This window comes from Psychroserpens luteus, from assembly GCF_015319355.1.
Lineage (GTDB): Bacteria > Bacteroidota > Bacteroidia > Flavobacteriales > Flavobacteriaceae > Psychroserpens > Psychroserpens luteus.
Map to the genome: position 1 here is coordinate 340100 of NZ_JADILU010000001.1, position 22386 is coordinate 362485.

16 protein-coding genes and 1 pseudogene are annotated in these 22386 nt (G+C 30.4%); 6 read left to right on the forward strand and 11 right to left on the reverse strand.

The window, feature by feature from the left end:
• Window positions 1-71: 71 nt before the first annotated feature.
• The 5 genes from IM744_RS01540 to IM744_RS01560 all read right to left on the reverse strand — a co-directional run bounded on the left by IM744_RS01540 (window position 72) and on the right by IM744_RS01560 (window position 5934).
• Window positions 72-938, reverse strand: a complete 867-nt coding sequence (locus tag IM744_RS01540) for a response regulator transcription factor (protein ID WP_194506317.1) — start codon at window positions 936-938, stop codon at window positions 72-74.
• A 1-nt stretch (window position 939) separates the two neighbouring features.
• Entirely contained in the window at window positions 940-2859 is a 1920-nt protein-coding gene (locus tag IM744_RS01545) for a tetratricopeptide repeat-containing sensor histidine kinase (RefSeq protein ID WP_194506318.1), read from the reverse strand.
• A 17-nt stretch (window positions 2860-2876) separates the two neighbouring features.
• Window positions 2877-3032, reverse strand: a complete 156-nt coding sequence (locus IM744_RS01550; RefSeq protein ID WP_194506319.1) for a hypothetical protein — start codon at window positions 3030-3032, stop codon at window positions 2877-2879.
• Between the two features lie 199 nt (window positions 3033-3231).
• On the reverse strand, window positions 3232-3900 hold the full coding sequence (locus IM744_RS01555) for a response regulator (RefSeq protein WP_194506320.1): 669 nt from the start codon (window positions 3898-3900) through the stop codon (window positions 3232-3234).
• A gap of 36 nt (window positions 3901-3936) precedes the next feature.
• The gene (locus IM744_RS01560; RefSeq protein ID WP_194506321.1) at window positions 3937-5934 is read right to left on the reverse strand and encodes a tetratricopeptide repeat-containing sensor histidine kinase; all 1998 of its coding nucleotides are present in this window, start codon (window positions 5932-5934) and stop codon (window positions 3937-3939) included.
• Window positions 5935-6121: 187 nt separating this feature from the next.
• On the opposite strand from IM744_RS01560, the gene IM744_RS01565 reads away from it, so the two are divergent.
• The 4 genes and pseudogenes from IM744_RS01565 to IM744_RS01580 all read left to right on the forward strand — a co-directional run.
• Window positions 6122-6706 (forward strand): hypothetical protein, encoded by a 585-nt coding sequence (locus IM744_RS01565; protein ID WP_194506322.1) that lies wholly within the window; start codon window positions 6122-6124, stop codon window positions 6704-6706.
• Between the two features lie 4 nt (window positions 6707-6710).
• Window positions 6711-9695 (forward strand): type IV secretory system conjugative DNA transfer family protein, encoded by a 2985-nt coding sequence (locus IM744_RS01570; RefSeq protein WP_194506323.1) that lies wholly within the window; start codon window positions 6711-6713, stop codon window positions 9693-9695.
• Between the two features lie 63 nt (window positions 9696-9758).
• Window positions 9759-11243 (forward strand): recombinase family protein, encoded by a 1485-nt coding sequence (locus tag IM744_RS01575; protein ID WP_194506324.1) that lies wholly within the window; start codon window positions 9759-9761, stop codon window positions 11241-11243.
• Window positions 11222-11404: pseudogene (locus IM744_RS01580) on the forward strand (single-stranded DNA-binding protein); the annotation flags it as partial. The gene IM744_RS01575 and the pseudogene IM744_RS01580, both read left to right, overlap by 22 nt.
• A 72-nt stretch (window positions 11405-11476) precedes the next feature.
• On the opposite strand, the gene IM744_RS01585 reads toward IM744_RS01580, so the two are convergent.
• From IM744_RS01585 to IM744_RS01610, 6 genes are all read right to left on the reverse strand, one after another.
• Window positions 11477-11863 carry a cupredoxin domain-containing protein gene (locus IM744_RS01585; RefSeq protein WP_194506325.1) on the reverse strand — a complete coding sequence of 129 codons (387 nt, stop codon included), beginning with the start codon at window positions 11861-11863 and terminating at the stop codon, window positions 11477-11479.
• Between the two features lie 41 nt (window positions 11864-11904).
• Window positions 11905-12453, reverse strand: coding sequence for a carboxymuconolactone decarboxylase family protein (locus tag IM744_RS01590; RefSeq protein WP_194506326.1), 549 nt, complete (start codon window positions 12451-12453; stop codon window positions 11905-11907).
• A gap of 467 nt (window positions 12454-12920) precedes the next feature.
• Window positions 12921-13760, reverse strand: coding sequence for a helix-turn-helix domain-containing protein (locus IM744_RS01595; protein ID WP_194506327.1), 840 nt, complete (start codon window positions 13758-13760; stop codon window positions 12921-12923).
• Between the two features lie 42 nt (window positions 13761-13802).
• On the reverse strand, window positions 13803-16193 hold the full coding sequence (locus IM744_RS01600) for a hypothetical protein (RefSeq protein ID WP_194506328.1): 2391 nt from the start codon (window positions 16191-16193) through the stop codon (window positions 13803-13805).
• A gap of 18 nt (window positions 16194-16211) precedes the next feature.
• On the reverse strand, window positions 16212-18650 hold the full coding sequence (locus IM744_RS01605) for a hypothetical protein (protein WP_194506329.1): 2439 nt from the start codon (window positions 18648-18650) through the stop codon (window positions 16212-16214).
• A 91-nt stretch (window positions 18651-18741) separates the two neighbouring features.
• Window positions 18742-19644: a histone deacetylase family protein gene (locus IM744_RS01610; protein ID WP_194506330.1), complete on the reverse strand. Its 903-nt coding sequence runs from the start codon at window positions 19642-19644 to the stop codon at window positions 18742-18744.
• A 76-nt stretch (window positions 19645-19720) separates the two neighbouring features.
• Between IM744_RS01610 and IM744_RS01615 the strand changes: the two genes are divergently transcribed.
• Together IM744_RS01615 and IM744_RS01620 are read left to right on the forward strand one after the other, a co-directional pair.
• On the forward strand, window positions 19721-19867 hold the full coding sequence (locus tag IM744_RS01615) for a hypothetical protein (RefSeq protein WP_194506331.1): 147 nt from the start codon (window positions 19721-19723) through the stop codon (window positions 19865-19867).
• On the forward strand, window positions 19851-22379 hold the full coding sequence (locus tag IM744_RS01620) for an alkaline phosphatase family protein (protein WP_194506332.1): 2529 nt from the start codon (window positions 19851-19853) through the stop codon (window positions 22377-22379). The genes IM744_RS01615 and IM744_RS01620 overlap by 17 nt, the downstream gene beginning before the upstream one ends.
• Window positions 22380-22386: the final 7 nt, after the last annotated feature.

Consider the following 22386-nt stretch of genomic DNA (forward strand, 5'->3'; position numbering starts at 1 on the left):
AAATGTAGTGTTGTATTTTAGGTTATAATAATTAGAATGAAAACCGCTTAGTTTTCGATGAAAACTTGCTCTTAGTAGAAATGAGCTATTCGCTTTTCGACCTCTTCTTTATAGGTGTCTGAGATTGTATAAACTTTATCCGCAATTACCAAATGCCTTCCATTAATTCTCCCGTCAAAGCTGTTAACAGTTACATTAAGGATTTCACTACTATTAATACGAACAAAATTATAAGGTAATGTTTCTATAATTTTTGAGAGATTCCCTCTAAAGTAAAAGGGTTCCTTGTTAATCGTAATGAGTTTTGCGATATTTCTTCCCTCTTTTTTGAGTTCTTCAATCTTTTCTTTAGGGAGAGAGCTTGAGTTTATGTCTATAATTTTTGAAGTAAAAAATTCAATATCCTCGTATTTTACAGGTCGTTGTGAGACTTCTGTAGAACCTGCATCGTTTAAGTTTTTTGGTAAATCAACAAATGCCATGATACCGTCTTTTAGAACATTGATAGGTCTTTTTTCAGTACGCTGTAGAATTAATACCATCTCTCTAATCAGTTGTTTTTCGTCGAGCTCTGGCTTAGTTTTTATTATAATATCTTCATTAAAAAGATTGATGCGTTTTTTTGGAATAAAGGCTTCAGGATTGGTTTGAGAACTTTTATTAAATGTAAAATCGTCATCATAATCGGTTACATAGATGAATGGTATATGGTATTCGGTTTTTAATAAGTTTCCGAGATACACACCATTTTGTTCTCCTTTTAACTGAATATCAAGCAACACTAAATCTGGTCGCTTTTTATTAATTCGTGCAATAGCATCTTTCACACTTGAAGTAAATCTATCAACTGAAAATCCTGCTGCTGAAACAATAGCTTCTACTTCGTGATAGATAAAAGGAACATCTTCTACAATCAAAATATGTTTTTGAGTACTCATATTATGCGATTTTTTTGGGTAAAGTTAATATGAGGCATACGCCATTGGAGCCATCTAATTGGTATGAGCCATTATGAAGGTCTGCAAACATCGGAATGATACTCATACCTAGTGAACGTAAGTTGTCAATGTCAAAGTCTTTTGGTAAACCCTTACCATTGTCTTTTAGGGTTAATTGGTGGTTATCTTTATCACTTTTAAAATCGATGGTAATCTCACCACCATTTTCATCAAAAGCATATTTGTAAGAGTTAGTCACAAACTCATTGAGAACTATACCAAATGGAATAGCTTTATCCGCTAAAATAGTCTCTGTTTTATCGACACTACATAAGAGGGTTATGTTACTGTCTTTATACTTGTCTTCCACATTTTGCGCTAGTTCGAATAAATACGGATGTGATTTTATTTGTGTAATATCATCCTCTTTTAAGAGCATTTCGTGCACCTTAAACATACTCGTCACTCTATTTTTAAGTTCATTAAGTCGTTCTTCAAATTCGGTATTTGGGAATTGCTTTTGGACTAAACTAATAAAGCTGTTAATGGAACGAAAATCATTTTTAAGGCGATGGTGGAATTCTCTTTGTAATTTTTCAATTTGAATTTTGGCTTTTGCTTCAGATTTATAACGTCTCCATATGAAAAAAGCTGAAACACATAGTGCTAATAAACCGAAAGCTAATAACCAATTGCGAGTCTTGGCTTCTTTCGTAAGTAGTTCTTGCTCTGTATTATCAGCTTTGAGTTGTAAGTTTTCTTTTTCTTTGTTTTCAGTTTGAAATTGAATTTTGTCAAATGTTGTTCTTAAGTTAATTCTTGCTTTAGCAATACTGTCTACAAGATGTTTAAATTGCCTTGCTTCTGTATTGTTGATTGATTTTAAGTCAATTAAGTAGCCTAAGCTTTCTATTTTGGCTTCAGCGCTATTTATTCGAATAGCAAGAGTATATGCTTTTTGCGCATACGATATAGCTTCGTTATTTTTATTTTGAAATTGTAAGAGCTTTACTAGTTGTATAGTGCTTGAATATGATCCTAGTAAATCATTATTATTAAACCTCTTTTGTGATAAAGCAACTAAGTCACTAATTGCCATTTCATTATTAAGAATTCCTTCGGAATAAGTTTTGTTACTTCTAATTCTTAATTGATTGCTAGTATTGTTGGTTTCAATTAATAATGCTTTATTAAAATAATGTATCGCTTGGCTATGATTTCCTAAATATTGTTCTTTTACTCCTAAACTATTATACGTATTACTGCTATCGATTGAAGTTTGACTATTTTTTAGTGCCATTAAATACCATGTTGTAGCAGAATCATAGTCTTGTAACTCTCTAGAGCTTATGCCTAATTGCATGTGCAATTGATATTTAAACTTCTTATTGTTTTCAGGGACTATTTTTAAGGCATCTACTGATTGTTTTTCTGTATTATAGTAGTTGCCATTTATATAATTTAAATACCCTAAATTATTCAATGATTTTGACCAATTTAAACTATCCTTTATTTGCGAAAAATTCCTATTTGCCAAGTGAAAATAGTAATATGATGAGTCATAAATATGCTGGTGTTTATAGTTTAATCCTAATTTATAATTTGCTTTTGCCATATAAAAGGTGTCATTTACCTTTTGGGCTTCATTAAATAAATTTTGGGATACAGCTATTGCATTAGCAAATTTGTTGTTATTACCATAAATAGCTGCTTTGTATGATAAATATTTCAATTTTAAAATACTTTTATCAGTTATCTGTATCGCTGTATTTATATGTTCTATGCGTTGGTTAACTGGTAAGTCTTTATCTCTACTTAAGTTATAGAGCGAATCACTGGTATTAGTGATTATATTTTGAGCTTGGGTTAGATACATTCCTAAACCAAATAGAAATAAATAAAAGGGGAATGTATTTTTCATTCCCCTAATTTAAAAAATTAATCGTCATCAACCTCTTTTTCAGGCTGAGAGGTTTCTTCTCCAATAGTTCCTTGTTCCTGTGAATCTTCATGATCTGTAATTGTTTCTGGCGTGCAAGCGCTGAAATTAATACTGATAAGAACAATAGCAAATGCTAACATTATTTTTTTCATCTTTTTAAGTTTTAGATGGTTAAACAAATGTTATCCAGTTGCTGTACAGCTTTTTATGTGAGTAAATTATTTGCTTGGATATTTCAACATCTCACCTTGTTGTAGCAAATAATTTATTGATGCTACAAATCTATGTAGCATATAAAAAAAAGAGGTTCCATTTTTGGAACCTCAGAATAGAAATTTTGGAAATTTTATTTTAGAGAATTGCTAATCTTTGAAGCTTTAATAGTAATTGCTTTTCGTTTTCGACTTCTAATTTCTGACACAATAATTCAATTCTCAATTTTATAGATTTATAAGAAATAGGTACATTTTCTTTTAATATTTTACCTTCCCAATCTGTCATGGTATTTGCGTTAGGTAAAAAATGTATTATCTGCTCGTCTATATTGTCCATTGAAAAAGCATATTGAAAACGTTTAAGCTGAAGTTTATGGACTGTTTGACTAAAATAAGTTTTCCCTAATAATACTTCACTAATAGCAAAAAGCAATTCTTTAGAACTTGAGTTAGATTTTATAACATAAGCATTAGGGTGATAATTTGTAATGACAGGATAAATGTGTTCCATTTCATCATGTGAACTGTATATAATAGTTGGGATTTCTATGTTTTCTTTTTTTAGTATTGCCAATAAACTTTTGCCTTTTGTTAAAATAGCATTCGGTTTTACTAGTTTAAATGTTAAATCTAAAATTAATAAGGATATAGGATTTGTTATCTTATGTTTTTTAATCAAGTCATGACCATCATCACAGTTATCAGCTATTGATATTTTGAAATCATTAAAAGCAGAAAGTATTTTTCGTTCTAGGTTTTCAAATACATCTTCGTGGTCATCTACTATTAAAATATGTTTTTGCATCTGTTTTAAATTCTATTTATCAATAAACGCTCAATTTTAAGCTAGTGCTAATTGTATAAAAATTTGAGTCCCTTTGTTAATTTGACTTTTAATTTTTATTATTCCATTAATGTCATTAACTCTAATTTTCATGTTCCTAAAACCTCTATTATAAGTTACCATATTTTCATCAAAACCTTTACCATTGTCTTGAATACTTATAGACATATTTTTTTTCTCTTGTTTTATCTTTAATAAAATACTCGTAGCATCAGAGTGGTTATAGCTATTAGAAATAGCTTCTCTAATTATTAGGAATAAATTATATTTAATAGGGCTGTCTATTGTACTCCATAAAATAGCATCAAGCCCCTTTATATGGATTTTTAATGATTCATTCTGATAGCCAGAAGATAGAGTTATAATTTGATCTTTAAACGAACTTTCTTCAAACGAAATAGTGCTTAATTCTTTAGATAATTTTCTGATTTTATTTTTAATTGTAATTGTTTGATTTGCTAATTCAGTTTTGCCATCCTTATTGAGAGCTATTGAGATGCTTTCCAATTTTTTAGCAACATTATCGTGAAGTTCAATACCAATCTCTTCTTGCTCATTTTGTTTTGCTTTAATCACGTTTAAACGAGAGTTATATAAAAGCTGTTTCTTTTTAGATTGCATATACTTTATATACAGTATTAATGATAGTATCGATATAATTGAGAATAAAAAAAACACCCATTTTTGAGTATTAGCTTTTTGAGTGAGTAATTCCTGTTCTACATTATCGGCTATGAGTTGAAGGTTTTCTTTTTCTTTTTTTTCTGACTGATATTTTGTTTCAATATCTTCTAGTTTAGAATTTATTTTCTCGCTTTGTAGGGAGTCATTGTTGTTTTTAAATTTTTTGAAATACCTTAAAGACTTTGAATAATCATTTTCCTTTTCGTAAACTATTGATAAGTATTCATTAATATTTGTCTTGGAATTTAAGTTTACTAAAGCATTGTTTATAGTATCAGGTGCTATTTCAAGCAATAATTTTTTAGCTTCAAAAAAGTTCTCTTGCTTAATATAATTATGAATTAATGTTTCTTTAGCTATATTTTCCAAAAACTTATGGTCGAGACTTTCCGCAAGTTTAAGTGTCTTCTTTGCATAATCAATGGCTAAGCTATTATTTCCTGATCTTTGGTAAAGTATCGATAAATTAATTAACACATCTAGCTCATAAAATTTATTTCCAACTTTTTTAAAATAATATAAAGCTCTCTTGTTATGATAAATGGATTTTTCAAACTTTCCTACTCTCGAGTATAATACACCTAAAGCATGTGAAGTTTCATATATATATCTTTGCTTTATTTTGGAAGAATCTTTAAGTGATTTAATGAAAAATTTTTCAGCTGTGTCATACTGAGTTAAATCCATATATGACCAACCTAGAGCACGATTAGCTGTACTTAAACCATTTAAATCATTGATTTTAATAGCAAAATCTTTAGCATATAAGTACATTTTTATTTGGTTACTGAAGTCTTTGACGCTTCCATAAACAATACCAAGATTAGAATAAATATTTCCTTTTACTTTAATAGTATCTTCTTCTTCTTTTAGTTCTAAATCAATCCCCTTTTTATATATTTCAATTGCTTTGTCATATTCTCTGAAGTGATCATAAACTCTACCAAGTTGATTTATTCCTAATAAGTAGGTTCTTTTATCAAGATCAATTATTGTTTTTAACCCATATTTTTTTGCGTTGAGAGAATCTCCTTCTCTGAGATAATGCTCTGATAGGCATCTATAGCCCATAGCTTCAAGTTCAATATTCTGGTTTTTTTTTGCAATTTTCACCATTTCTTTAAAATAATAGGTTGAATTGCTGAGGGTAGTATCAAAAATCATTGGGTTTAATTCTTCTAAAAGATTTAGTTTTTTTGTATCAGAATTTAGACTTTCGAATTTGTTAATTAAACTGTCAATTTTTCTATTTTGTCCATAAGACATTATTGAAACAGAAACTAAAATAAGTTTAGAAAGTAATGATTTCATTTGTTGGCTATTTAAACTTAAATATAAGCCTTAAAGCCCTGTTAGCCAAGTCCTTTTGTTTTAATTGTATTTTCATTTTTTAGAGGTAGAATTTCATTAATAAATATTAGGTTTTCATTTAAAATATTATTTACTGAAAGTAAACTATAACTTTATTACATAATCATTAATTCAACCCCCTTCAGTTATGAATGAGTTTTTTTATTATTTATATCAATATCTGTTTTATATTGTTAATGGATTATTACTTTTTCTTATTCTTAGATTCATTTTCGCAAGAATACTAAAGACCTATCATTCTAATTGGAACACCTTAATTGATGATTTCAATTTTTCTACTGAAGAGTTTTATCAACTATTTAAAAAAGAACTACTCAGTCAAGGAGTAAGTGGGATTAATACAAATGATGTTTCGCTTCATGAAGGAAGTATATTTTCTCAAAAAAGAAGATATGTACGTGTGAAATGGAAAGAGTATCAATATGATATTTGTGCAGCACCTTTTGGTAAAGGTTTTTTTATTTCATGGTGGCTACTCTATAAAAGTTCTATTTTTCAAATCCTAATTTCAAAAATCCCATTTGTTGGTGAGTGGCTAGCTAGAAAACTGTTTCCAATAACTTACTATAAGATTGATACTGCTAGTATGTTTATGACCTATGCGCAATCTTCCGTTCTAAAAGTAATTGATGAAATTACTGAAGGGAAGGGTACACGCGCGATACCTGAGACTGAACGTAAACCAATTTTGAAAGATATTTTTAAACGTTAAGAGTATGTATTCTCCAAGCGAATTAGCAACGATTCAGTTTTACCAATGGGAATATCTCAATCGAGGATACTATCTTTTTGAAGAACCTGTAGATATAGAACCACCTTATGCATCACTTAGTTCTTTTTACTCGGCAGAAGAAGAGGTCATAGATGATGGGAGAGTGCCATCTTTCTTATCACAAGCATTAAATATTTTAAATAAGCCAAAGCCTTCAAAAGAAGAAGATGTTTCGTTTAGAGATGTGATACCGAATTACATTTCAGAATTACCTGAACTTGTTGGTTTTAGACTTTCGTTTTCAAACGATCAGGATATAACACAACTTAGAAGCACTGAATTTTTAAATATGTTGTCTTTGAGTTATCAGCCTATTTCATTTGAAATAGTTGGCACTGAAGATTCAATTAAAATTCAGCTTGTATGTGATTATGAAGATTCCGAAAGAATTCAATCTCAATTAAGAGCATATTTTCCAAACATCACACTTCAAGAATTTAATCCAAAATATTTTGGTTTTAATCAAGATAAAGAAATTGCAATTGCTGATTTTGGTTTGAATGAAGAATTTGTAAGACCCATAAATATTGCTCGCTCGTATGATATTGATTCGCTAACTTCAATAATAGCTGTTTTTGACATACTTAAAGAAGATGAAATTGCAGTATTTCAAATTTTATTCAAAGGAGTAAATTCTCCCTTAGCAAAAGATATCCCATACGCAGTAAGTGATGGAAGAGGAGGCTCTTTTTTTACTGATGCACCAGAGATGGTAGTCTGTGCAAAAGAAAAAGTTTCTGCACCACTGTTTAGTGTTGTTATGCGGATTGCAGTTCAAGGAAAATATAATGATAGAAGTTCAGCTCTAGCAAGAGAGTTCACAAAAAGTATTACAAGAGCTTCATCTTCTGATTTTAATAAATTGGTTCCATTATCTAACGAAGGATATAATTATGATTTTCATTCTTACAATCTTCATAATAGACTAAGCAATCGTCTTGGATGTATTCTCAATAGTAATGAATTATCCACGTTTGTTCACTATCCAAATAAAACGGTAGTATCTAGCAAATTAAGAAAGAGAGGAGAGAAGTCTAAATTATTAGCTTCTGAGGCAATCAATCAAAAGTATTCTATTGGATTAAATGTTCATGAAGGAAATGAGTATCAAGTTAGCCTCAGCGACACATCTCGATTAAGTCATACACATATTATAGGCTCAACAGGAGTAGGGAAGTCGACGCTAATGGTAAATATGATATTACAGGATATACAAAAAGGAAATGGATGTGCTGTGTTTGATCCTCACGGTGATGTTGTTGAGGATATTCTTCTACGAATTCCTGATAAAAGAAAAGATGATGTGATAATAATTGATCCATCAGATATTAATTATCCAATCGGATTTAATATTCTTAGTGCGTCAAGTGAAATTGAGAAGATTGTTCTAAGTTCAGATTTAGTATCCTCTTTTAAAAGATATTCTACTGCTTGGGGAGATAATATTAATGCTGTTTTTAGTCAGGCGATAGCAGTATTTCTTGAGCACGATAATGGCGATACACTATTAGATTTGAAACGTTTTTTAATAGAAGATACCTTTCGAAATAAAGTTCTTGAGGACATAAGAGAGCCCTCAATACTATATTATTGGGAAAATGAATATCCAATGGTAAAAAAAGGTATTGCTCCTCTTCTCACAAGAATTGATACTTTTTTGAGGCCGAAAATTATACGCAACATGTTATGTCAGAATGAAGGAGTTGATTTCAATGACTGTATTAATTCAAAGAAGATAGTCCTCATCAAATTATCTCAAGGATTTATCGGTGAGCAGAATTGTTTCTTATTAGGATCAATTTTCCTAGCAAAATTCAATCAAGTAATTCAAGGCAGACAAGCTCTAAATAAATCAAATCGACATCCTTTCTATATCTACTTAGACGAATTTCAGAATATGATTACGCCTAGTATTTTATCAATCTTAAGTGGTGCTAGAAAATATGGTCTTGGATTAATTTTAGTACATCAAGAATTGAGTCAAATCTCTGATGTTAAAATCTTGAATTCAGTAATGGCAAATCCATATATAAGAGTATGTTTTCGCCTAGGAGATAATGATGCAAAGAAATTGGAATCTGGATTTTCATATTTTGATGCATTGGATTTAACCAAATTAAGTAGAGGTGAGGCAATCATGAAATTAGGAAGTAGTAGTAATGATTTCAATCTACAAACATCATTACTTGCAGAATATGATGAGGTAAAAGGGAACTCAATTAGAAAACAAATGATAGAGAATTCTAGAAATCAATTTGCCAAAACTAAAGATGAAGTAGAGAGTATTGTTAGAAAGAGTTTTACTTCATTTCAGAGAACTAAGAAAGTAATTAAGAAGAAAGAAATTCTAAAACCTCAAGTAGAGAACAGAGAGGATAATAATTCAAAAGACATAGCTCAAGACATAAAGGAAAGTGTTAAGAAAAAGGAACAGGAATCACATGAAATAAGAACTCATCGATATCTTCAAAACCTTATTATGAAAATGGGGCAAGACAGAAATTTTATAGGAACTATCGAAAGCCCTACTGCAGATGGAGGAAGAATTGATGTTGTTTTGCATAATGACGATATGAGAATTGCTTTTGAAATTTCAGAAACTAATACATCTGCTTATGAAGTTCAAAATATTAAGAAATGTATCAATGATAAATGTAATTCTGTGGTGGTAATTTCTAAGAATAAAAAACATTTAAATGATATTCAGAAATTAGCCCATGAAGAACTGACTAATAATCAGATTTCTTTAGTTCAATTCATTCAACCTGCTCAGATTGCTGAGGTTTTAGATAGTCAAATGATTCTCCATAAACCAAAGGAAGAAATGGTTAAAGGTTTTAGGGTGATCACCGAGTATAATGCAGATGAAGTCGTTAGTCCTAACTCAATTAAATCACATATTTCAAAGCTTTTTAGAAAGCGAAAATAATTATATAAGTATGCTTTGAATTGACTAAAACATGTCTTATTTTAGAGTTAAAACACTGACAATATGAATGTTGGAATATTTGTTCGCGTAAGCGTTATTGATAAGAAAAATAAGGAGAGTCCTGAAATACATGAAGAGCGTGCAAGGCAATTTGCTTTCTCTAAAGGGTGGAATGTGGTGCGTGTTTATGTGCTTCCTGGAATATCTGGAAAGACGACTCTAAATCAGGTAGAAACTCAAAAAATGCTCAATGATATTAAGATGGGTGTTATTGAAGGGATTATTTTCAGCAAACTTGCTCGATTAGCCCGTAATACTGAAGAACTATTATTCTATTCAAAATATTTTCAAGAGCATAATGCAAGTTTAATCTCTCTAAGCGAGTCAATAGATACATCTACTTCAAGTGGACGTCTTTTTTATACGATGATATCAGCAATGGGACAATGGGAACGAGAGAACAATTTAGAACGGATGCTCGCTTCTATTGAAACTCGCAGAAGCATGGGGAAATTTACTGGTGGAACGGTTAGTCATGGTTTTACCATTGTAGATGCTAAAGTTGTTATCAATAAAGAAGAAGCTCCTGTTAGAAGACTCATGTTTGATTTATTTTTAGAACATCAAAGAATGTCTACGGTGGCTCGAAAACTTAATGATAAAGGATATAGAACAAGAAAAGATAAAGCATGGTCTGATACAACCATACGACGTCTTCTTAAAAATACAGATGCAAAAGGAATGCGTAAGTTTAATTATAAAACTCCAGTGACTAAGGATAATCCTACAGGACTAAAACCTCAATCTGAATGGGAATATCTGAAATGTCCTCAATTAGTGTCGGAAGAAAAATGGGAGTCAGTAAATGCTATTATAAGAGAACAAGAGAAGGGAAGTATATTCAAGCAACCTCTCAACAAGAGAATTCATTTATTCACAAACATTATTAAATGTGAACATGGACATAAGATGTCTATAAAATCTAGAAGTAATAGATACACGTGCAAAGAATGTAAATATGGAATAGGAAAAGAAGATCTTGAGGATATCTTCTTAACTCGATTAAAACAATTTCTAAAATCTAATGATGAATTAAGTGAATATAATAAATCAAATGCTATTGAAATAAAACTGAAAGAGGATGAGATAGAATTTGCTGAAAATAAGTTTAAGAAAGTTAAAAAGAGACTTGATAAACTAGTTGAACTTAATCTATCAGGTGAAATTCCTACAGTTGGATTTAAGAAACATTATGAACCTGTTTTTCTGAAGACAGAACAATTAAGACAGAACATAAAAGACTTACAATTAGAACTAGAAGCTTTACAAAACGCAAAGAGTTCTTTTAATGAAATAGCATCAAAATCATTAGAATTTTATAATAATTGGGGAAATCTAGATAGGGCAGAGAAGCGTTCTATTATTGAATCTACAACCACAGAAATACTATTTAATAACAAAACAATCAATTTCAAGATGAAGAAGGTAGCTCCGCTGTCTTCTTTAGAATTAAACAACAATGGTCAACACTGTGGCATAATATCGTAGTGCGTGGCGGACTCGTAAAAGTCGTAGAAGAATACATCACCAAAGGAAAAGAAATTGCCATAGAAGGAAAATTGACAAACCGATCTTGGGATGATAAAGATGGCGTAAAACGTTACACAACAGAAATCATTTGTAACGAATTATTGATGTTGGGTAAATAGAGTATTTAGATATTTAGAATAAAAAAGGGCTTCCACTACGGAAGCCTTTTTTGTTATTTATAATTTGGGGAATTATTCTACCGTCAATGTATATTGTGGTGTTGGATTCATTGGGCAAAAATATACATACTCACCTTTCTCTAAAACCGTAACATTAGATTTTTGGGTTTTGTTATTACTTACAACCTCTGTAACGTAAGCTGTTTTAATATGATTCTCAGGTTTAGAAGCATCTGTTCCTTTTTTAATTAAAACAAACCCTACATCATGACCAACATTGTTATTTGCAATCTCAAAAATGTACGAGCCTTCTTTTAAAGTCACTTCTTGTTGAGTAAAAACACCTTTAGTTTGTTCTAACGATATTGTTTTTACAGCTGTTTTAGCCATTTTGTCTTGAGCATTTGTAGTTAATGTAAATGCGATAACCATTACGAATATTGAAATTACTTTTTTCATCTTGTATTTATTTTATGTATTATTAATTGTTTTTATTTATGTTATGCAAATGTTTCTTCTAATGAAGGTGCCAATGGGAAATCTACAGGTACTTTAGTTGTACTGTGTACATAGTTTGAAATCGTTTTATCACCAACTAATGATATCGTGTCAATTAAATTTCCTTTTGTATATCCAGCTTCAAAATAGTTGTCAAGAACATCTTGATCTGTATTTCCTCTGTTCTCAGTAATGTTTTTTGCTAGTTTAGCTAAAGCATCTAATTTATTATCAAATGATGCTCTACCAGCTCTTAATTCTAAAATTTGAGCATCATTAAAACCATTCATTTTGCCAATTGCTGTATGTGCAGATAAACAGTAGATACAGTTATTGACTTGACTTACCGCTAAGTTTACAACTTCTTTTTCTTTAGCAGATAATGATGTTTTTGCGTTTGCAAAATTTAAATAGTTTTCTAATGCAGTATCGCTATTAGCATAAGTTGCATATAAATTTGGGACAAACCCTAAAGCTTTATTTAGGTTGTCAAAAATTGCTTGATTGTTTTCACTTACGTTTTCTCTTGTTGGTATATTAAATGTTTTCATGTGTTTGTTTTTAATTGTTTTTTGATGGTCACATGCTGTTCGCTAATAAAAATTCTTAAGAATAATAAAACTTACAGTATGCTCGATTCATGTGTATATTTTTTAAAATTGTTTAGTAATTATTTACACTGCAAAGATGCGATGTGTATTAGTGTGTTAAAATGGTTGTTTTTCCTTTTGAGTTGTCAATTTTTCCCTTTATGGTTTTTTTCTTCGGAAATGTTAACTCACATGAGGTTTCTCTGCATCACAATAGAAATCGTGAATATGCTTTTGCTCGCAGTGTGTTTTAGGAGTTATCGTGTTGACGATTTTTTTTTGGCTAGTTCTGAATATTTCAATTAGATTGAAAATAGATATGTGTTTTAATTTCATCTTTATAAGTGTTTTTGTTTAACACTGCAAAGATGCAATAGCAGGCAAGTTGAAAAAATGGAGGTTATTCCCTGTGAAATGTCAATTTTTCCCTAATTGAGTATTTTACTTATATTTTTAAACTCCGATGGCGTTACAGAGGTCTGTCTTTTAAAGAGTCTGCTTAAATGCGACGCATCATCAAAACCAATATCGTAGGCAATTTCTTTTGAAGATTTATCTGTATATAATAATTGACGTTTCGTTTCGAGTACAATACGATCGTGTATAATTTGTAACGGACTCTTACTATACTTAGCAAAACTATTAGATAGCGTTTTTGGAGATTTATTAAGTTTATCTGCATAAAACGATACACTGTGTTCTTCTTTATAATGGCTTTCAACAAGCAAATTAAAATGTCTTAATGTGTCGTTAGTTCCCTTTAAGGTTGGTTTGTTTCCAGTTTCGGTTTTAAGTAACCTTGTTGTTTTAATAATAAACCTAGCCATGAGCATTCTTAACATTTCTGCCTGGATCGTATCTGTAGTTTCTAGCTCTTCTAAAAACACACTATGGAGAATACTAAATCTGCGTTGCTCATCTTCAATTAAAGTAATAACTGGGATATGCTCATTTCCGAAGAACAACAAACCAACACAGCCAACTTCTTTGTCATGATCTTTAATACAGTAAAATTCGCGATTAAATTGATACACAATAGCATCACTACCTTCTATAAATTGAAAGTACTGAATCGCAGTTAATGACAAAATTTGATGTGCATTGATAGTCAACGGTACACCATCTACCAAAACTTTTATAGGTGATTTTGTAGCCCAAATAAAAGTGTATAAACCAATGGCTTTAGAGTCACTAAAAGGTGTTAGTAAATATTCATTACCAACGTTTAGGGTCGCATTTGTAGAAAACTCTGTAAATGTTTTTGTCATAAGGTCTTTGTCCTAATAGAATCAAAAACATTACAGATGCTTTTAATTGAGCGTAATTATTTTTTCTTCGGAAATGAAACTTCCATTATTAGCTGTCCCTTCTATAAACAACTTAATCTGCTCAATACCTTTGTCTACAATTTTGAAAGTGAAATTACCATTACTATCAATCTTTCCATTTGGAATCCAGTCAATAACACCATATTGATTAAAGAAATCACTACGATAACTAGAGTATAATGGTGCATAAAACTTTTTTGGAGTAGTAAAAGTTAAAGGAATTTTAGATTCTTGAGAAATATCTTTAGATGCTGTATTTCTAAATCCTATGTTAGAATCTGTGAATATTTTAATAACACCTGCAGCACCTCTCATACCTTCTCCTGCACCAGTTTTGTCTACAACAACATAATCAACGTCTCTCATATTTAGATTGAGTAAAACGCTAAAATCTGATAGTTGCATCTTGTTTAGATAAATAAGTGGAGTACTAGAGCTGTTAATGGTGATTCTTCGTTGGGTAGTAATACCTATAGAGACAGCGCTTTGTGTTACATTAAATCCTTTATTACTGATGTAAGATGCAAAATCAAGGTATCTATTGCGATCGTCTTCATCAAAAATATCTATTTGTCCGTTTGGCTGGCCACGTTGAATTTTATCAACTCTTACTTTTTCTTTTTGAGCATTAATAACTACAAGGTCTAATTCTTGAGCATCAAAAGTAGAGTTATTATAAATAGGTTCTGCTATTTTAGAATCGTAAATAGATTTTACTTTAAGTGGTAGTGTTTTTATAAAATTATCTATTGTAGGGATTGATGATGGTGTAAACTGCAAATAGAGATTTGGTTTCTCAACGTCTTGTTTTTTGCTAATAGATCCTAAAATAATTTTTTCTTCATCTACAGGAAGTAAACCTACAATAGAAAATGTTTTTTCATTCTCAGGTACTACAATAGTTTGGGTAGAGCTATTAATCATGGGATATATGATAAATGTATTGCTCTTAGATTTATTGACATTAGCGTTAACCGAAATACCTTTTTCAAAATTGAATTTTATTTCAGGTTCATAGTTAAAAATAGAGTTCCATTCATAACTACTCCAGCCTTGTGTTAGTAATAGGTTATCAAGCTCAAATTTTTTCTTTCTGTCAACAGCTGTGAAATAATAACGTGCTTTCTCTATATAGCCTTTTACATAAGGTTGTAAATAAGTATATGATAAAATATTGTGATTAGTTTCATATGATGTCGTTCCATAAGGAAGAACAGAAATACTTAAATTATGAAAATCTGATGTTTTAATACTTTTAAATGGCACAGAAACTGTTATAGAATCTATAGATTTAGTGATACTTTCATTTTCAGAATTTAAAATTGAAATCCCATCATAATTAAAAAATAAACGTTCTAAAATGGGATTATCATTCTCATCAAAAAGGGTAAAAATATTTATACCAGAGTATAAATCACTATGATTTATCAATTTTGTGATATTTTGATTGTCTGTGAAGCTTAGGTCTAATGACTTAATTATGTTTCCATTATGAATTACAATTTTAAAGTTTTTTCCTTTAATATTTTCCAAGGTTATAGCATTTGATCTAACCGTTAAAGCAATTTTAGAGCCTAAATCATTAAGACTTAAGTTCAAGCCTGTTCGTTCTGCGGGTTTGATATTTACCTTAGAAGTAAGATCATCATATGTTATTTCTGCAGTGTAATCTTTTCCTTCTTCTGGTATGAATATAAATTTTCCAATACCAAATTGATTAGTTTTAAAATTGGTGATAAGTAATCCGTTTGCGTCTTTAATGACACCTTCAGCTTCTTTGAGTCCGTAGCCAGAATCATCTTTTATAACAACACCAACAACATTTTTAATATTTGATATTAAGTGACCACCTTCAGGCAAGAATTGTGTATCTATAGCAGGTGCTTCTGTGCGCGTTGAAAGGTCATTTTCTTGATCTGTATTTATAATTTTGATTTCTTGTAGGTAAAAGTTTTGTTCATCAAAATTTTTCATCCAATTGGTATAGGCTTTAAAAGTATAGTTGCCAGATGTATATGTGCTATCCACAATAAAACTTCCATTAGCGACACCTTTTTCAGCAAGAATAAGCGTTTTATTTAAAGTTTTCCCATTACTGTCCTCAATTGAGCAATATACGTTTGTTGTTACATTAGAAAGTGTTTTACTGTTTTTGTCAAAAACATAAACATTAAAACCAATGATTTCATTTTTTAAGTAAAGCGATTTGTTAAGATGTGCGTAAGCAACTTCTCTTGGTGATTTTACATATTCATTATAATTTGTAGATATTTTATCTTCATTTTGACTTTCAGTAGTAAGACTTGAAAACATACATACAATAAGAATCACATATGTAAACTGTGTTAATTTGAGGTAATGATTTTTAATCATAATATTTGTATTATTATTCTAGTTGATTGTTATAATTTTTTCTTCAGAGATAAACTCTCCATCATTAGCAATGCCTTCAATGAAAAGTTTTATTTCTTTATTCTTGGTATTTAAGACTTTTACTTGAGTGGTGCCAATATTATTAGTTTTACAATTTGGAAACCAGTCTATAACACCATAGTTTTGATAAAATTCATTTAAATATGTAGAGTAGGTTGGTGTGTAAAATTTCTTTGATATAGTAAATGATTGTGGGAATTTTATGTTTTGATAGGCTTCAACACTATAGTTAGACCCTTCCGTTCTTAATAAAGGATTTGTAAAAATTTTAATTACACCATTACTACCTCTCATACCTTCTCCAATACCTTGTTTGTCAATAATTATGTAGTCTACACTTGACATATCAAGATACATTAATTGATTGAAATCGGCTATAAGCATTTTATCAAGGTAAATTAAGGGAGCAACGTTACTGTATATTTCAATACCTTCACTAGTTTCAGTTACAGTACCATATGTTTTCCTGATGTTACTTTCAATTTTTAATTCATTTGGCTTATCTGGATGAATGAGGACCACCGCAGTATAGCCTTTGCTACTTATATAGGATGCAAAGTCTGGTATATTATTTCTCTTATTTTCATCAAAAACATAAACTCTACCACGATTTAAGCGTTTAATTTTCTCAATACGCTCTTCTTCTTTTTTTACAGTTAAAAGTACAGTATCTAATGTCTCAATTTTATTCCATGATTCATCTAGTATAGGAAGTGATGCATCATACCTAAATGCATTATTATTTTTATAATTTAATGACGAGAATTTGTGACCTAAACCTGGAATTTCAATTGGAGAAAATTGAACATAAAGATTAGGTTTATTTACTCTATTTTGTTTGTCAATCATTCCGATTCTCAAAGGTTCATTTTTTAATGGCAAAAACCCTCTAGCAGAAAAGCTGCTTTCACCTTCTTTAATTCCCACAGTAACACTAGGAGAATTTTGTAAAGGGTAAATTAAAAATGTATCACCTTTTGTGTTGTTTAAATTTGCATTAATAGAAATGCCATCTTCAAATTCATATTGATTAGAAGGAGGGTTATTAAAAATTGTAGTCCAGTCATAACTACTCCAGCCTTGAGTTATTAGTAAGTTATCTAATTCAGCTCTCTTTTTTTTATCTGGATTAGTGAAATAATATCTAGCGTTTTCAATACGACCTTTTATGTAAGGTTGTAAAAACGTGTAAGAAAAAATATTGTGATGATGATTGTATGATTTTGTGTTGGAAGGTAAAACCGAAATACTTAAATTATTAAATAGCTTCGAATTAATTGTAGAGGAAGGGATTGAAATAATCAAAGAATCATTTATTTTCTCAACACTTGGTACACCAGTTACAATAGATTTGATACCGTCATAATTAAAATATAAACGTTCCAATAATGGTTTATTATTTTCATCAAATAGTGTAATGATATTCATACCAGGAGTGAGGTCTTTGTGACTAATAAAGGCTTTAATTTCAGAGTTGTCATTAAAAATGATGTCAGATACATTTAATAAGCTTCCATTGCCAATAGTAAGTTTGAACGATTTGTTCGCTATATCTTGCAAAGTCATTTCATTAGTTCTAAAAACTAAAGCAATTTTATCATTAGTATCAATAAGACTCATGTTGATACCTTTAGATTCACCAATATCTAGTGTTATCTCTGTTTGTTCTTCGTCACTAAATGAAACTGTGTAAACTGTTCTCGCTAGAGGAGTAAATTCAAATTTTGAAATTCCATGTATGTTAGTTTCAAAGTTAGTTACCTCTTCACCATTACTATCTAAAACCTTGCCTTTTAAATTAGGGACACCAAACCCGTAATCATCTTTTATGACCACTCCAACTGTGTTTTTAGTATTGAGTAATAAATGACCACCTTCTGGTAGAAATTGTGCATCTAGATCAAATAGCTCGTCATCATCAGCTTCAATAAAAGCGTCATCATCTGGATTTATCACTTTAATGTGCTGTACATAAAAATTTTGCTCTTCAAAATTTCGCATCCAATTGGTATAGGCTTTAAAAACGTAATTACCAGATTTAAATAAGCTATCAATTTCAATTATCCCAGAAGCCACACCATTTTCTGCTAAAATCATTTGTTTTTTTAAGACTTTACCAGATCTATTTTGAATCGTGATATAGACATTTTTAGTTTGTGTAGATGATTTTTTGGTGTATTTATCAAAAAGATAAATAGAAAATCCTAAACTCTCACCTTTGATTAAAGTGGATTTGTTTAGGTGACCATATGTAGTTTCTCGTGGAAGTTTTGAGTAGTTTTTATAGGCTTCAAAAAGAAGAGTATCATTTGAATTTTGAGAATTTCCGAAGAAAAAAATAAAACTAAAAAGCGAAAATATTAAATAGTTACAATTGTTAAGTAATGATTTTTTCATTATATGTGGTTGATAGTGAGTATAAATTTACTTTAAAATGCTTTATTTTCTTACAAATGAATAAATAAAATTTAGTTAAAAATTCATGTCCTTAATAATATAAGTCTTGAGCCAATCTAAATGTGTTAGCATGTGCATTAACAATAGTTTTAATATCTGGAGAATAACCTCCACCCATACTGCACATCACAGAAATTTTATTGGTTTTACAAGTCTCTAATACAAATTGATCTCGTTGTTTACAACCATCAATAGTCATGCCTAATTTTCCTAATTTATCTGTTGCAATAACATCAACACCACATTGATAGTAAATGAAGTCAGGCTGTTCTTGTTTTATTAATTTGGGAAGTATTTTACAAAGTAAATTTAAATAGGTTACATCATTAGCATCATTTTCTAGAGCGATATCTAAATCACTAATTTCCTTTTTAAAAGGATAATTATTCTTTCCATGCATAGAAAACGTAAATACTGAGTTATCGTTTTTAAAAATCTCAGCAGTTCCGTTACCTTGATGTACATCTAAATCAACGATTAAGATTTTATCTGCTAATTTTTTCTGCTGAAGATATCTAGCTCCAATAGCTTGATCGTTTAATAAACAAAAAGCTTCACCTCTATTAGTGTAGGCATGATGTGTACCTCCTGCTATATTCATTGCTATGCCATGTTGTAAAGCAAATTCGCTAGCTTTTATAGTTCCATCAGCAATAATGACTTCACGTTCAACGAGAATATTGCTTAACGGAAAGCCTATTTTTCGAGCAGCACGTTTATCTAAAGTTAACTGTTTTAAGTCTTGAAAATAATCTTGTGTATGAACTCTCAAAATATGTTTATCACTTGGGATTTCTGGTTCAAAGAAATTATTTTTTGAGCAAGAACCTTCATATAGAAGTTGCTGAGGTAGCAATTCATATTTGAGCATTGGAAAACGATGACCTTCTGGTAATGGGTGTTTGTAAATAGGATGAAGGGCTATTTTGAGCATTTTATATTTAAAAACTTCAAAGTGTAAATATACGTCTTAGAATTATACTATTTTTAGGCTTACCAACATTAAAAATATGAGTGAAGAATTAGAAAATAAATCTATTGAGATAACCGAAAAAGGATCTCTTGGGCTTTTGGCTTTAGGAGATATTGGTTTGAGAGCATGGCGTGAAGTGAAAAAGGAAGCACAACAAAAAAGAAAAGATGAAGAAAAAGAATAAAGTACTTTTAATAGGTTGGGATGCTGCAGACTGGAAAATTATTGGCCCTTTGTTAGCTAAAGGTCAAATGCCAGCTTTAAAAAAACTTATAAATAAAGGGGTTTATGGCAACATGAGTACCATGAATCCACCTTATTCTCCAATGTTGTGGTCAACGGTTGCAACTGGAAAAACACCAGATAAACATGGTGTTTTAGGGTTTTTAGAGTTGATGCCAGATATGAAAGGTATAAGACCAGTAACGGTTTCATCTAGAAAATCTAGAGCGCTCTGGAATATTTTTCATAATCAAGGTCTAAAAAGTAATTTAGTGGGTTGGTGGCCTAGTTTTCCTGCTGAGCCAATAAATGGTGTTGTCGTTACAGATAAATTTCAAAAAGTTAACATTAATCCAAATATTAAAAGCCCAATTGTTGATGGAGCAATTCATCCAAATGAGTTAGTTAAAGATTTACATGATTTACGCTTACACCCTTCTGAAATAACAGAAGCCCATATTTTACCTTTCATACCAAAGGCAGGAAAAATTAATCAAGAAAAAGATCAAAGTTTACAAACGTTTTCTAAAGTTATGGCCGAAAACGTTTCTCTGCATGCTGCTGCTACCAATTTGATGCGCACTACTGAATGGGATTTTATGGGTGTGTATTTTGATTTTATAGACCATTTTTGCCATGCGTTTATGAAATTTCATCCACCTAAATTAGGTCCAATTCCTCAAGAATTATTTGAAATATATAACGAATGTATTTTTAGTGCGTATCGTTTTCAAGACATGATGTTGGGAAGAATGTTAGATTTAGTAGATGATGAGACAACTGTTATTGTGATGTCTGATCATGGTTATGAGTCTGGAAATAAACGTATTTTAAAAATGCCAAAATATCAAGCAGCTCCTGCTTTAGAACATAGACAATTTGGAATATTTGTTGCTGCTGGACCCAATATCAAAAAGAATGAAAAGATTTTTGGATTAGGCTTAGTCGATGTTGCTCCAACCATTTTACATATGTTTGATTTGCCTATTGGTAAAGATATGGATGGTAAAATTGCTTTAGATATTTTTGAAGAGGTAAAACCGCCACGATTTATAGAGAGTTGGGAAAATGTTGAAGGTGATTTTGGAGAGCATAAAAAAGAGAACAATCATGATCAATTAAATGATCAAGAAACCATGCAACAATTAATTGATTTGGGTTATATTGAGCGTCCAGATGAAAAAATAGAAGTATCTATTTTAAAAACTAAATGCGATTTAAAACATAACTTGGCTCGGGTTTATCTTGGTAAAAAGGATTATAGAAATGCAAAAGAGATACTATTAGAACTCATTCAAGAAAAAGAGCCTGTAGATGTCATTCCTTATTATATGGATTTATTGACTATTTGCTTAGATGAACAAGATTTTGATAAAGCCGAAGCATATCTTAATGAGCTAAGAACACGCGACAAAAAGTTTGAGATTAATATGTATTTTTCTGAAGCTAAAATTTTGCTAGGTAAAAATAAAACACAGCAAGCTTTAAATCTTTTAGTTAAGGCGAAAAACAACAAGCCTAACGGACAAGTTTGGTTTCAAATAGGGAAAATTTATACTCGTTTAAATCGTTTTGAAGATGCCAAAGAAGCGTTTGAAAGTGCTTTGAAATTTGAAATTGATAATGCAAGTTATCATCAAGCGTTAGCAGTTGTTTTAATTCGAATTAAGGACTATGAAAAAGCTGCAGATCATGCATTTACAGCTATTGAATTAATAAAATATTTCCCAGAAGCACATTATACGTTAGGAGAAGCGCTTGAAAAATTAGGAGACATAGAAAATGCACAAAAAGCCTATGAAACAGCAGCTAAATTAAAACCAAAAACGCATCATCGTGCAGAAAAAGCGATAGAAAACATTCAAGAGAAAATAAATACACCTATTGAGTTTAGAGATAAAAGTGAATTTAAATACAGAAAAGATCAAATTGTGATCGTTTCTGGATTACCAAGATCAGGTACCTCTTTAATGATGCAAATGCTAGATAAAGGAGGGCTTAAAGCTTTGTCAGATTCTAACAGACAAGCTGATGAGTCAAATCCCAAAGGCTATTTTGAATATGATCCTGTTATGGCTTTGCATAATGATAATAGTTGGTTAAATAAAGCGCAAAATAAATCCCTTAAAGTTGTAGCTCCTTTACTCAAATTTCTAGATCCTAAATATCGTTATAAAGTTATTTTCATGAATCGAGATTTAAATGAAGTGGTAAAATCGCAACAAAAAATGATAGGTAGAGATGCAGAAACATTTCCTATAAAATTATTTAATACTTATCAAAGACATTTAAGTCAAGTTGAAACATGGAAAGACAAGGAGCCAAGCGTAGAATTAATTTATGTAAATTATAAAGACGCGTTAAACGATACAAACACTACCATTGAAAAAGTAGTATCATTCATTGGTAAAGAAATGAATCAAGATCTCATGAAATCTTGTGTTGACAAAACATTGTATCGAAACAAGATTTAAAACAAAA